Consider the following 12,361-nt stretch of genomic DNA (forward strand, 5'->3'; position numbering starts at 1 on the left):
GGACGGTACTTACGTCACGCCACCTTTCAAGATCCGTGCGCCGGGTAGAGGACCGTGGTCCTTACTGGGCGCAAGACTCAAGATATCAAAGGGGGGAGGGGGAGTCAAGGGGGGCGGGGCGCCCACGCGCGCCTGGAAAGGTGGCAGAATAGGAGGGTGGTCCTGCTCCGCTGGCTCTTCCTCCTGGCGCTCCTCGCGGCGCTCGTCCTGCTCTTGCTGCAGGCGACGGCCCCGAACCCCGACGCCCGCTTCGTGCGGCGGGTGCGGCGCGCCCTCGGCGAGGTGCTGCGCCGCGGCCGGCGGCTGCGGCCGGAAGAGAAGGCGCTGCTCGACGAGGCCCGGAGGCTGACCGCGGCCCTGGAGCGCCTCGACGCCAAGGCCCGCGAGCTGCGCCGCTTTCTCGCGGCGCGCGACCTGGACGCGCTTGCGCGCAGGCGGATGGAGGGGCGCCTCGCGGAGATGGAGGCGCAGCTCGAGTCCGGAGCGGCCCTGCTTGAGCGCCTGGCCGCCGAGCTTTGGGCGCGCGAACCCCTGGACCTCCCCGCGACCGCGGCCCGGCTGAGCCAAACCCGGCTGGGCCTGCAGAAGGCCCTCGAATCGCCCAAAGAAAAAGAAGGGGTAAACTGATGCCGATGAAGCGCCTTACCTTCGTGCTGGCCCTGCTCGTGCTGGTGGCCGCCTGCACGCCGCAAACCCAGACCCCCGCCCCGGAACCCTTCGCCCGGGAGCAGGGACCCGTGGAGTTCTACCCCCACAACATCGGGCTCTACTGGGTCTACCTACCCCAGACCGACCCTCCCGACTACCCCAGCTTCAAGCTGAGCGTGCTGGGCCCGGGACAGTGGGACCAGGAGCCCGCCACCCAGATGCGGTTCGTGGGGCGCGGCCAGGAGCGCGTCTACTTCCGCCGCTTTAGCGAGGCGGGGGTGGAGCTGCTGGGCTTCAAGGAGCAGATCACCCTGACGCGGGTCTCCTTCGACCCCCCGATGCTTGAGTACCCGCCCGAAGAGCTGCTGCGTCCGGGGTACCGCTGGGGCGGGCGCACCGTGACCCAAAGCGTCTTCCTGCTGCCGACCGGCGCACAGGAGCAGGCCACTCTGCAACTCGAGTACAGCTACGAGGTCAAGGGCAAGAGCCGGGTCGAGGTGCCCGCGGGGTTGTTCGAGGCCTTCGTGATCGAACTGACCGTGACCGACGAGAAGGGCAACCAGACCGTGCAGGAGATCTGGTTCGTGCCCCACGTGGGCGAGGTGCGCACCCGCGAGGGCCTGGTCCTCATCGAGAAGAACTTCTAGGAGGGGCGATGCTGCTTAGCCGTATCCGCGGTCCCGAGGACCTGAAGACGCTGTCCGAGGAAGAACTCCACGAGCTCGTCGAGGAGCTGCGCAGCGAGATCATCCGCGTCACCGCCGAGACCGGCGGCCACCTGGCCAGCAGCCTGGGGGCGGTGGAGCTGATCGTGGCGCTGCACCGCGTCTTCGACTCGCCACGCGACCGCATCCTCTTCGACGTGGGCCACCAGGCCTACGCCCACAAGCTGCTCACCGGCCGCCAGGACCGCTTTCACACCCTGCGTCAGGAAGGCGGGCTCTCGGGCTTCACCAAGGTGAGCGAGTCGGAACACGACGCCATCACCGTAGGTCACGCCTCCACCAGCCTGGCCAACGCCCTGGGCATGGCGGTGGCGCGCGACCTCCAGGGGCAGGATCACAAGATCGTGGCCGTCATCGGCGACGGCGCCCTCACCGGGGGCATGGCCCTGGCCGCGCTCAACAAGATCGGCGAGATGGGCAAAGACATGCTCATCGTACTCAACGACAACGAGATGTCGATCAGCCCCAACGTGGGCGCGCTCGCGGGCTACTTCAAGACGCTGCAGGTGCAGAAGTGGGTGCAGGACGCCGAGAAGCTGGGCAAGGGCTTCCTCGAGCGCATCTCGCCGCGGCTCTTCGAGCTGGCCGACCGCGCCAAGGAAGCCACCAAGATGATCCTCCACCAGGAAAACCCCTTCTACGCCTGGAACCTCCGCTACGTCGGCCCGGTGGACGGGCACGACCTGAAGGGGCTCGTCTACCTGCTGGAAAAGCTGAAGGACCTTTCCGGCCCCACCCTGCTGCACATCGTCACCAAGAAGGGCAAGGGGTACAAGGTGGCCGAGGAGGACCCCACCCACTGGCACGGGGCCAGCCCCTTCAATCCTGACGCACCGCAGAAAAAGAAGGGCAGCCACACCTGGTCGCTCGCCTTCGGCGACGCGGTCACCGAACTGGCCGAGCGCGAGGAGAAGCTGGTCGTGCTCACGCCGGCGATGCGCGAGGGTTCGGGGCTGGTGCGCTACGCCCAGACCTGGCCCGACCGCTACCTCGACGTGGGCATCGCCGAGGACGTGGCCGTGACCACCGCCGCCGGCCTGGCGCTGGCGGGGATGAAGCCGGTGGTGGCCATCTACTCGACCTTCCTGCAGCGGGCCGTGGACCAAGTGATCCACGACGTGGCCATCGAGAAGCTGAACGTCGTCTTCGCCATCGACCGCGCCGGGCTGGTGGGCGCCGACGGCCCCACCCACCACGGCGTCTTCGACCTCGCCTTTTTACGCACGGTGCCGGGAATGCAGATCGCCGCCCCCAAGGACGCCCTCGAGCTGCGGGCCATGCTCGCGGCCGCGCTCGAGCAAAACGGGCCGGTGGCGCTGCGCTGGCCGCGCGGGGCGGTGGAGCCCGCCCCCGAGGGGGCCTGGCCCGAGTGCGCCTGGGGCCGCTGGGAGGTGCTCAAGCCCGGTAGCGAGGTCTACCTGCTCGCCTTCGGCAAGACGCTCGGCTACGCCCTGGAGGCGGCCGCCGCCGACCCCCGCGTGGGGGTGGTGAACGCCCGCTTCCTCAAGCCGCTCGACCGCGAAACCCTGGCCGAGCTGGCGGCCGGTCGCGCGCTCGTGACCGTCGAGGACCACCAGCTCGCCGGCGGCTTCGGCGCCGCGGTGCTCGAGGCCCTGGAGGAGCTGGGCCTCCGCCCCGAGGTGCGCCGCCTCGGCCTGCCCGACCGCTTCACCGATCAGGGCAAGGTCGAAAGCCTGCACGCCCGAGCCGGCATCGACGCCGCCGGGATTCGGCGAGCGCTGGCGGAGCTGGGCGTGAACGTGAACGTCTCCGCGCCGCGCGCGGGCTAGGCTTCCAGGTTCCAGACCCCGGCCTCGATGCGCAGCGTCCGGGTCCAGCCCTCCGGGGCGTGGGTGCCGCTGAGCACCGCCTGCGGCAGCTGGGCGGCGTAGGCCAGCAGCGCCGCCTGGCGGCGGGCATCGAGCTCGGCCGCGAAGTCGTCGACCAAAAGCAGCGGCGGCTCGCCGTGGTGCTCGGCCAGCAGCCGGTGCTCGGCCAGGCGCAGCGCCAGGGCCACGCTGCGCGCCTCGCCGCGGCTCGCGAACTTGACCGCGTCGAGGCTGCCCAGCAGCAGCCGCACGTCGTCGCGGTGGGGCCCCGCCAGGGTGACGCCGCGTTCCAGCTCTTCCTGCAGGTTGGCCTCCAGCACCTCGGCGAGCCGTTCGGGTGGGGCGGTCTCACGCAGCTCAAGCTCCAGCGGCGCGGCGTCGAGCTCGCGGTAGGCCGCGGCCGCCAGCGGGGCCAGGCGCTCGAGGATGCGCCGGCGCCAGTGGAGCACCTGCTCGCCGTAGCCGGCCAGCCGCTCGTTCCAGACCCCCAGGCCGCGGGGGCTCGTCCGCAGGGCGGCGTTGCGCTGGCGCAGCGTCTTCTCGTAGGCCGAGAGCAGCGCCCGGTAGCGGGGCGAGAAGCGCATCAGCGCCAGATCCAGCCAGCGGCGGCGTTCTTCGGGACCGCCGCGCACCAGGGCGATGTCCTCGGGGCGGATCCAGACCGCCCCGGCGTACTCGGAGAGTTCGCGCAGACTCGCGGGGGCCTCGTTGAGGCGGATCTCGCGGCCGCCGCGGCCGAAGCGCTGCTCGAAGCGCACCACCCCCAGCTGGGTCTCCACCTCGGCGAAGAGCCGCGCCTCGGGCGCGCCGAAGCGCACCCGGTCGGCCAGCGCCCCCCGCACCTCGCCGCCGAGGGCCAGGAAGATGGCCTCGAGCAGGTTGGTCTTGCCGCTGGCGTTGGGGCCCACCAGCGCCAGCGGGCCCGGCGGCAGCACCAGCTCCAGGCTCGCGAGGTTGCGGAAGTTCTGCTGGCGCAGCCGGGTGAGGATCATAGGGCGCGGCGGATGGCCTCCACGTCCACGTCGGTGTAGCCGTAGAGGGTGACCTCGAGGTCGTCGGGGGCGCGCTTGAACTCCTCGATCATGATGCGGGCCACCTCACCAGCGTCGAGGCCGCCCACCCCGGTGCCGAGGAGCGGAAAGGCGACGGTGGCCAGACCCAGCTCGCGGGCCTTCTCCAAAGCGGCGCGGGTGGCCCGCCGCACGCTGTCGTAGCTGGCGGGCTCGGAACCCAGCACCGCGGCGTGGATGACGTACTTCACCGGCAGCCGCCCCGCGCCCGTGACCGCCGCCTCGCCCACGCGGATGGGGCCGTGGCGGTCGCACTCCTCCTGGATCGCGGGTCCGCCCTTGCTGCGGATCGCCCCGGCCACGCCGGAGCCGAGGATCAGCCGGTCGTTGGCGGCGTTGACGATGGCGTCGCCATCGAACGTGGTGATGTCCCCCTTGGCTATGCGAATCAGCGCCACGCCTTCATTCTAGCCTCGCCTGCTAGCATGGGGGCGTGGGCGAAAACCGCGCCGGAGAACTGCTGGGCCAGCTGCTGAAGCGCTACAAGCTCGAGGCCGGGCTGCGCCGCGGGCGGGTGCTGGCGCTGTGGCCCGAGATCGCCGGCGAGATGCTGGCGCGGCTGACCGAGCCGATCCGGCTCGAGCGCGGCGAGCTGCTGGTGCGCGCCGAGAGTGCGGCGCTGGCGCACCAGCTCACCTACCAGCGCGAGGAGTTCGTGCGCCGCTACGCCGCCCGGCTGGGCGAGGGCACGGTGACGAACGTGCGCTTCGTGACCGGACGGCCCCAGGTGCCCGCGGCCGTCGCCGAGCCGCCGCCCGCGCCGGAGCCTGTGGCGCTGCCGCTCGAGCTGGCCCGTAAGCTGGAGCGCTGGACGCGCTCCGTCCCCGAAGAGCTGCAGCAGGCGGTCGAGCGCGCCGGACGGGCGGTGCTGGCGGCGCAGCTGCAGCGGGAGGGCGACGCCTGCGCCGTCTGCGGCCGCAGCGGCGAGGCGACCCCCTGCCGCTTCTGCGCGGCGCTCTTGGAAGACCCGCTGGTGCGGCGGGCGGCCCGCCGGATCGAACGCGAGCCCGAGGCCGAGCCGCTCGCCGGCGATCTGCTCGCCGCCGCCCGCTGGCTGGCCGCCGAGCGCCTGCGCGGGCAGATCGAGGAGCTCGCCCCCCAGGTGACCCGGGAGCCGCGGCTGGGGCCGCTCTTCCAAGACCGCGTCGAGCGCTTCGCGCGGGTCCCGGTCGCGGGCGCGACCCCCGCCGAGCGGCTGTCGCGCCTCTCCCCCGCCGCCCGTTCCCTGGCAAAGCCGCGCTAGTCCCGAGTATCCTGAAACCAAGGGCCGCCGCGCGCGGCCAGGGGAGGACACCATGGGAAAAGGCGGTGACACCCGCATCCACGCTGGCAAGATCTGGCTCAACGGCGAGCTGGTGCCGCAGGAAGAGGCCAGGGTGAGCGTGCTGGCCCACGCCCTGCACTACGGCACCAGCGTCTTCGAGGGCATCCGCGCCTACGAAACCGACGAGGGTCCGGCCATCTTCCGACTAGAGGAGCACGTCGAACGCCTCTTCCACTCCGCGAAGATCCTGCGCCTCGAGATCCCCTACACCCCGGAGCAGATTGCGAACGCGATCGTCGAGACGGTGCGCACCAACGGCTGGAAGTCGTGCTACATCCGCCCGCTCGCCTGGTTCGGAGCCACCTCGCTGGGGGTCAACCCGCTGCCCAACAACCCCGCCGACGTGATGATCGCCACCTGGGAGTGGGGCGCCTACTTGGGCGAGGAGGCCGTCCGCAAGGGCGCGAAGCTGGTCGCCAGCTCCTGGCGGCGCTTCCCCGGCGACGTGATGCCCGGCAAGGCCAAGGCCGGTGGCAACTACGTCAACAGCGCCCTGGCCAAGATGGACGCGCTGGCCGCCGGAGCCGACGAGGCGCTTCTGCTCGACAAGGAGGGCTACGTCGCCGAGGGTTCGGGCGAGAACCTCTTCTTCGTCAAGAACGGCGTGATCCACGCGATCGAACACTCGGTCAACCTGCCCGGCATCACCCGCGACTCGGTCATCGAGATCGCCGAGGACCTGGGCTACGCGGTCAAGGAGGCCTACCGCGTGACCCGCGAGATCCTCTTCACCGCCGACGAGGTCTTCATGACCGGCACCGCCGCCGAGGTGACCCCGGTCTCGATGATCGACCACCGCCCCATCGGCACCGGCAGCGCCGGCGAGCTGACGATGCAGCTGCGCAAGGTCTACCTCGAAGCGGTCACCGGGAAGCGGCCCGAGTACCGCAAGTGGCTGACCTTCGTGAAGTAGCGGCCGCGACCTTCCGGCCCCCGGCCCCCGGCCGGGGGCGCTTCATTCGCCGGCGTCCACCTGCAGCCGCGAGGCCCGCCCCCACATCACGAAGATCCAGGCCACGACCAGCAGCCCCGCGCTGAAGACGTAGGGGGCGGTGTGGGCGACGTTCTGGTAAAGCCAGGTGCCCGCCAGCGGCCCCAGCATCCGCCCCAACGCCTGGGCGCTCGAGTTGAGCCCCGCCACCGCCCCCTGCAGCCCCTCGCCCACCGAGAGGCTGAGGGCCGCGGTCACCGCCGGGGCCGCCAGCCCCTGGCCCAGTCCCTGCAGCACCAGCGCCAGCGTGAGCCAGGAAAAGCCCGAGGCGAAGACGAAGATCAAGAAGCCCACGGCCGCGATGGGGATGCCGCTTTTCAGCATCCCCATCGCCGGCCACTTGAACTTGCGGATCAAGAAGCCCTGCACGAAGACGGCCACCAGCCCGTAGATCACCAGCGCGATGCCCACGGCCCGCGCCGTGCCCTCGGGGGTCAGCCCCAGGCGGTCCTGGAAGTAAAAGGCCACCGTGGTCTCCATGGCCACCGAGCTCAGGCTCACGGCGAGGCCCACGACCAGGAGCGGCAGCACCCGCGGGTCGAGAAAGCTGAGCGAGGGCGGCTTGTGCAGGTGCACGTGGCGCGCGGGCTCGGGCAGCATGAACCAGACGAAGATCGCGTTGAAGAGGGCCAGCGTGGCCGAGAAGTAGACGGGCACCAGCAGGCTGATCCCCGCGAGGGCGGCGCCGATGGCCGGTCCGAAGATCACCCCCAGCCCGAAGGCCGCGCCGATCACGGCCATCCCCGCGGTGCGGTCGGCCTTGCCGGTCACGTCGGCCACGTAGGCCTGGGCGGTGGGCAGCGTGGCCGAGGAGAAGGTGCCGCCGAACAAGCGCGCCGCGAGCATCAGGCCGTAGATCAGGCCGGTGCCGAGCGCGCCCGCGAGCCCCAGCTGGGCCACGAAGGCGAAGGCGAAGAACGAGATCGAAAACCCGAGGATGCCCATGAGCAGGATGGGCTTGCGCCCCTTCACCTCGCTGAGCCGCCCCCAGTAGGGCGCCAGCAGAAACTGCATCAGCGCGTAGGCGGTGGAGAAGGTGCCGACCTGGAACTCGCTGAGCCCCAGCTCGCGCGCCAGCGGCGCCACGATGGGAAACAGCACCGAGAGGCCGAGCATGCTGTTGAAGAGGGTGAGGAAGAGGAGCGCCATCGGGCTCATAGACGGCATTCTACGCTTGCTGATAACCTGTTTCAATAACGATCCTCACCTGGAATTCGCGGATACTGCGGGCGTACGAGGAGGCCCTTATGATCAGCAGCACCCTTTCGAACGCCCTCAACGAACAGATCGGGCACGAACTCAGCGCCCACAACCACTACCTGGCCATCGCGGTCTACTTCGCGCACCGCTCGCTCGACGGCTGGGCGGACTTCTTCTTCCGCCAGGCCGAGGAGGAACGCGGCCACGCGATGAAGATCCTGCACTTCCTGCTCGACAACGACGTGGCCCCGCGCATCCCCCAGGCGGCGGAGGCAAAGCCGGCCTTCGCCGACGCGGTGGAAGCCGTGGCCAGCGCGGTCAAGGCCGAGCGTACGGTCACGACCCAGTTCGAGGCCATGATGGCCATCGCCCACCAGGAGAACGACTACCGCGCGGTGCCGCTTCTGCAGTGGTTCCTGAACGAGCAGATCGAGGAGGAGGCCACAATGGGCAAGCTGCTCGACCTGGTGCAGAGCGGCATCAACCTCTTCCAGGCGCAGGACTACCTGCCCACGCCGCACGCCGGCGAGGGCGGGGCCGAAGCGGGGGCGTGAGCGCCTCTGCGACGCTGGGCGGAGGCTGCTTCTGGTGTCTGGAAGCGGCCTTCCGCCCCTTGAGGGGCGTGCTCGAGGTCACCCCCGGCTACGCCGGCGGCCGCACCCCGCACCCGACCTACGAAGAGGTGTCCGGCGGCGCCACCGGCCACGCCGAGGTGGTGCGGGTCGCCTTCGACCCGGAAGTGATCGGCTACGAACAACTGCTCGACGTCTTCTTCGCGGTGCACGACCCCACGACCAAGGACCGCCAGGGCTACGACGTGGGACCCCAGTACCGCTCGATCATCCTGTACGAGAACGAGGCGCAGAAAGAAGCGGCCCGGCGCAAGATCAAGGCGCTCTCGGGTCTCTTCAAGCCGCGCGTCGTCACCGAGGTGGTGCTGCTCGAGCGCTTCTGGCCCGCCGAGCCGGAGCACCACCGCTACTACGACAAGTACCCGCAGGACCCCTACTGCCAGGCGGTGATCGCCCCCAAGGTGAGCAGGGTGGTGCAGACCTTCCGGCCTTTGCTGAAATGACGCGGAGCCGCCGGGGTCGTCAGCCTCGCCGGTGACGCGACCCGGATCCCCGTACGCGACCCGGATCACCCGGTCGGCGTCGAAGCCGGGAACGGCCTTGCGGATCGTAGCGGTGGGGCGATGGTTGGATGTACAGTTCGCGGTGACGGGGACGGCGACTCCCGGGGTCAAACATGGCTGTACTCCTCGTTGCCTCGTCTGGCAACGGACTATTGGCTACCCTTATTACGTGCATCCACATATAATGAACCTACCTATGGCAAAATCCAGTACGAAGCTCGATCTTGCTCTACAAGTCCTCAGAAGGTTCGACCCAGCACCCGTTTTGACAAGTTTACAGCGAAAAAAGGCTCTGGTGGTTGCGCGGAAAGCGACACGTGAAGTGCCAGCCTATCGGGAGTTCTTGAAAACTCAGGGCTTGGAGCCCAAAGATGTTGAGGAGATCTCATGGTCGCAATGGGACCAACTCCCCATCACGGATAAAGACACTTATATTCGCAAGTACCCACTAGAGCACCGCTGCCTAAACGGCAACCTACCAATGCGCGGAAAGATAGACGAGAGTGGCGGGGCCTCTGGGCAACCTACCGAATGGGTCCACTCCCTGGAAGAAGAAGGCCCGCTATTGGAAACCATCGGGCTTTACCGAAAAATCTGGTGGCCAGATGCGAGGGAAATCATCCTGGTCAATGCCTTTAGCTGCGGGCCCTGGAGCGGCGGTGTCACGCTAACCCTGCTCCTTCGCAACGACATGCTGGTCAAAACCGTCGGCACCGATATTGAAGGAGTTCTTCAAACCTTACGGTCGTTCGGGACGAAATATCAGTACATTATCTCCGGCTATCCGCTTTTCCTATCTGAAATCCTCAAAAGAGACTTTCCTTGGAACAATTACCGGATTGATCTGATTACCGGCGGGGATGCTCATAGTATAGGGTGGCAACAACAAGTAGAAAGGCAAATTAACGGACGGGTGGTCTCAGCATATGGCGCAAGCGACATTAATGTTGGCCTAGGTGTTCAAACGCCCTTGACCCATGCCATTCGTTCAGCCCTTCTTCATGAAGAAAAGCTGCGTCACCGGCTCAGCTGGTACGGGGAAGCTCCAATGATCTTTCAATATAATCCCTTAAATATTCTAGTAGAACAAAACGAACGAGAACTCGTAATGACTTACTTGACCCCCCTTAAAGCTCACCCAATCGTAAGGTATAACATCCACGATGAGGGTAAAGTCTTTACCTACCAAGAACTGCGTGCGCTCGTTGTTTCACAAGCGCCCGCACTCAAGGTGCTGTTTGAAGAGAGCCACCTGAGATTACCGTTCCTTATCGTTGAAGGTAGAAGCGACGGCGCGCTCAGCTTCGACGGCGCAAACGTCCAACCCAACCAGATTGAGGACATTCTGTCCGGGGTGCCCGAGGTTAACCGCTTCAAAATGCTGCGCCGAGAAATCCCTCCTCATTTCGTTATTCTTATTGAAGTTGAAGGAGCCTCATCCGTTGACGAATCCTTGCGTGAGCACCTTTCGCAAACCCTAACAAAGGAACTGGCGAGACGGAATCGAGACTTCGCGGAAAGCCTTGAGGTAAATCCCGCGCTTGTGCCGCACGTAATATTGCTCCGCTCCCAACACCCCATCTTCGGAATGGACGACCGAAAATACCGTTGGGTGGTAAAAGAAGAAGTACTGGCCCAATACTCGATTCCCCTCCCTTCTCCCTAACCCCCAGCCGTTGGTAGCCTACTCCGCAAGAGAAGTGGTATGGCAACCTATACCAAACTTATTCGAATTCACTTAGAGAAGTAACAATCAAAGCTTCTGCAAAGGGTAGCCAATTAAGTAACCGTGAGAACGAGCTCTAGAAGTTCCTAATAGATTATCTTGGCGTTTTGCTCCCGATCCGGACCAACAACGCCCCTTTAGGCATTGTTGTATTGAATATGCGTTTCTGTAAATCGCCTGCAGTGACGACGCCCATACGCGCTACGCGCGATTCTTGAACGGGCAGTGTGCCGGTAGGAAATCGCACCATGCGGCCGCCATGTATGCCCAAAGTAAACAGCCCCCGGGAGCATCCTCCCGGGGGCGGTGGCCCTACGCAGCTAACGGTGCCGCAGGTGATACGACTTCACCCGGGTCAGCTGGTGGTAGCCGAGCTCCGAGAGGGTGATGCCGCGGCCGGTGTCCTTGACGCCGGTCCAGGCCAGGGCGGGGTCGAGGTAGTCGGCCCGGTTCATGAAGACCGTTCCGGTCTCGATCCTTGCCCCCAGCCGCTCGGCCCGCTCCAGGTCACGCGTCCACAGCGAGGCGGTGAGGCCGTACTTGCTGTCGTTCATCAGCTCGAGCGCTTCCTCGTCGCCGCCGACCTTCATGATGCCCACCACCGGGCCGAAGGTTTCTTCGGTCATCACGCTCATCTGATGGTTGACGCCCACCAGCACCTGCGGAGCCAGGTAAGGCGTGCCCGCTTTGGCCGCCGGGAAGAGGCCGGGGTCGATGAGCGCCTTCGCCCCCTTGCTGACAGCCTCCGCAATCTGCTCGCGCACCCAGTCGGCCGCCGAGGTGCGCACCAGCGGGCCCAGGGTGGTCTCGGGGTCGGTGGGGTCGCCCAGCTTGTACTGCTTGACCAGCTCGACGTAGCGCTCGACGAAGGCGTCGTAGACCTTCTCGTGGACGTAGATGCGCTCGATGGCGCAGCACGACTGGCCGGCGTTGAAGAAGGCGCCGTCCACGGTGTTCTCCACCGTGAAGTCGAGGTCGGCGTCCTCCATGACGTAGGCCGGGTCCTTGCCGCCGAGCTCGAGCCCCGTACCGATAAAGCGGTCCGAGGCCTCCTTCACGACCGCGTGCCCCCCCGGCACGGAACCGGTGAAGGCCACGAAGTCGATGCGTTCGTCGGCGATCATCCGCGCCACCGCTTTGTGCCCGGTGTGCAGGTACTGGAAAACCCCCTCCGGCAGCCCCGCGGCGTCGAAGGCCTCCTGGTAGCGCTCGGCCACCAGCGGCGTCTGGGTGGACATCTTGAGGATGACCGTGTTCCCCGCCACCAGCGCCGGCACCACGCTGTTGACCGAGGTAAGCCAGGGGTTGTTCCAGGGCGCCAGCACCAGCACCGTGCCCAGCGGCTCGCGCCGGATGAAGCGGGTGAACCCCTCCAGCGGTTCCGGTACCAGGTCGGCCAGAGCCTTGGGGGCGATGCGGATCATGTATTCGGCGCGCTCCTTGAAGCCGCGGGTGATCTCGAAGGGGGTGTGGGCGATGGGGCGGCCCATCTGCCAGGTGAGCTCCTCGGCGAGCAGGTCCGCGCGCTGGACCAGGTAGTCCACGGCCCGCTGCACCAGCGCCTGGCGCTCCTCCAGCGGCAGGGCGCGCCAGCCTGCGCGGGCCCGCGCCGCCCGCTCGAGCGCGGCTTCGATCTGCGCCTCGCTCGCAACCTCGCGCTCGACGTAGACCGAACCGTCCACCGGGCTGATCGTCTTGAACTTGGGCATGGCT

At 67.3% G+C, this 12,361-nt stretch carries 12 protein-coding genes; 8 read left to right on the forward strand and 4 right to left on the reverse strand.

Going from position 1 to position 12,361, the window contains the following annotated elements; genetic code table 11:
* The first annotated feature begins 156 nt into the window (after positions 1-156).
* The 3 genes from HNQ05_RS10975 to dxs are packed head-to-tail and all read left to right on the forward strand — an operon-like array spanning position 157 to position 3,163.
* Positions 157-627, forward strand: a complete 471-nt coding sequence (locus tag HNQ05_RS10975) for a hypothetical protein (RefSeq protein ID WP_147148506.1) — start codon at positions 157-159, stop codon at positions 625-627.
* A gap of 5 nt (positions 628-632) precedes the next feature.
* Positions 633-1,295: a hypothetical protein gene (locus HNQ05_RS10980; protein WP_246104132.1), complete on the forward strand. Its 663-nt coding sequence runs from the start codon at positions 633-635 to the stop codon at positions 1,293-1,295.
* Between the two features lie 8 nt (positions 1,296-1,303).
* Positions 1,304-3,163 (forward strand): 1-deoxy-D-xylulose-5-phosphate synthase, encoded by a 1,860-nt coding sequence (dxs, locus tag HNQ05_RS10985; protein WP_147148502.1) that lies wholly within the window; start codon positions 1,304-1,306, stop codon positions 3,161-3,163.
* On the opposite strand, the gene recF is transcribed toward dxs, so the two are convergent.
* Positions 3,160-4,194, reverse strand: coding sequence for a DNA replication/repair protein RecF (gene recF, locus HNQ05_RS10990; protein ID WP_147148500.1), 1,035 nt, complete (start codon positions 4,192-4,194; stop codon positions 3,160-3,162). The genes dxs and recF overlap by 4 nt on opposite strands.
* Positions 4,191-4,670 carry a macro domain-containing protein gene (locus HNQ05_RS10995; protein ID WP_147148498.1) on the reverse strand — a complete coding sequence of 160 codons (480 nt, stop codon included), beginning with the start codon at positions 4,668-4,670 and terminating at the stop codon, positions 4,191-4,193. Before HNQ05_RS10995 ends, recF begins: the two co-directional genes overlap by 4 nt.
* A 35-nt stretch (positions 4,671-4,705) precedes the next feature.
* Between HNQ05_RS10995 and HNQ05_RS11000 the strand changes: the two genes are divergently transcribed.
* On the forward strand, positions 4,706-5,515 hold the full coding sequence (locus tag HNQ05_RS11000) for a DciA family protein (RefSeq protein ID WP_147148496.1): 810 nt from the start codon (positions 4,706-4,708) through the stop codon (positions 5,513-5,515).
* 52 nt (positions 5,516-5,567) lie between these two features.
* A complete protein-coding gene (locus HNQ05_RS11005; protein WP_147148494.1) occupies positions 5,568-6,509 on the forward strand; it encodes a branched-chain amino acid transaminase in 942 nt (313 codons plus the stop codon).
* A 42-nt stretch (positions 6,510-6,551) separates the two neighbouring features.
* Here HNQ05_RS11005 and HNQ05_RS11010 read toward each other — a convergent pair whose 3' ends face one another.
* Positions 6,552-7,745: an MFS transporter gene (locus HNQ05_RS11010; RefSeq protein ID WP_147148492.1), complete on the reverse strand. Its 1,194-nt coding sequence runs from the start codon at positions 7,743-7,745 to the stop codon at positions 6,552-6,554.
* A gap of 89 nt (positions 7,746-7,834) precedes the next feature.
* Here HNQ05_RS11010 and HNQ05_RS11015 point away from each other — a divergent pair, with 89 nt between their 5' ends.
* The 3 genes from HNQ05_RS11015 (at position 7,835) to HNQ05_RS11025 (ending at position 10,588) form a co-directional block, all read left to right on the forward strand.
* Positions 7,835-8,341 carry a ferritin gene (locus HNQ05_RS11015; protein ID WP_147148490.1) on the forward strand — a complete coding sequence of 169 codons (507 nt, stop codon included), beginning with the start codon at positions 7,835-7,837 and terminating at the stop codon, positions 8,339-8,341.
* Positions 8,338-8,862 carry a peptide-methionine (S)-S-oxide reductase MsrA gene (gene msrA / locus HNQ05_RS11020; protein WP_147148488.1) on the forward strand — a complete coding sequence of 175 codons (525 nt, stop codon included), beginning with the start codon at positions 8,338-8,340 and terminating at the stop codon, positions 8,860-8,862. The genes HNQ05_RS11015 and msrA overlap by 4 nt, the downstream gene beginning before the upstream one ends.
* A gap of 256 nt (positions 8,863-9,118) precedes the next feature.
* Complete coding sequence (locus HNQ05_RS11025) at positions 9,119-10,588, forward strand: phenylacetate--CoA ligase family protein (protein WP_147148486.1); 1,470 nt, start codon at positions 9,119-9,121, stop codon at positions 10,586-10,588.
* Between the two features lie 380 nt (positions 10,589-10,968).
* Here HNQ05_RS11025 and HNQ05_RS11030 read toward each other — a convergent pair whose 3' ends face one another.
* Positions 10,969-12,357 carry an aldehyde dehydrogenase family protein gene (locus tag HNQ05_RS11030; protein WP_147148484.1) on the reverse strand — a complete coding sequence of 463 codons (1,389 nt, stop codon included), beginning with the start codon at positions 12,355-12,357 and terminating at the stop codon, positions 10,969-10,971.
* Positions 12,358-12,361 lie beyond the last annotated feature (4 nt).

This window comes from Oceanithermus desulfurans, from assembly GCF_014201675.1.
Classification (GTDB): domain Bacteria; phylum Deinococcota; class Deinococci; order Deinococcales; family Marinithermaceae; genus Oceanithermus; species Oceanithermus desulfurans.

Bases quoted from the DNA above. Each gene is read 5' to 3' on its own strand.
- HNQ05_RS10980 (WP_246104132.1), top strand. From the start codon at position 633: ATGAAGCGCCTTACCTTCGTGCTGGCCCTGCTCGTGCTGGTGGCCGCC.
- dxs (WP_147148502.1), top strand. From the start codon at position 1,304: ATGCTGCTTAGCCGTATCCGCGGTCCCGAGGACCTGAAGACGCTGTCC.
- recF (WP_147148500.1), bottom strand. From the start codon at position 4,194: ATGATCCTCACCCGGCTGCGCCAGCAGAACTTCCGCAACCTCGCGAGC.
- HNQ05_RS11005 (WP_147148494.1), top strand. From the start codon at position 5,568: ATGGGAAAAGGCGGTGACACCCGCATCCACGCTGGCAAGATCTGGCTC.
- HNQ05_RS11010 (WP_147148492.1), bottom strand. From the start codon at position 7,745: ATGAGCCCGATGGCGCTCCTCTTCCTCACCCTCTTCAACAGCATGCTC.
- HNQ05_RS11015 (WP_147148490.1), top strand. From the start codon at position 7,835: ATGATCAGCAGCACCCTTTCGAACGCCCTCAACGAACAGATCGGGCAC.
- HNQ05_RS11025 (WP_147148486.1), top strand. From the start codon at position 9,119: ATGGCAAAATCCAGTACGAAGCTCGATCTTGCTCTACAAGTCCTCAGA.
- HNQ05_RS11030 (WP_147148484.1), bottom strand. From the start codon at position 12,357: ATGCCCAAGTTCAAGACGATCAGCCCGGTGGACGGTTCGGTCTACGTC.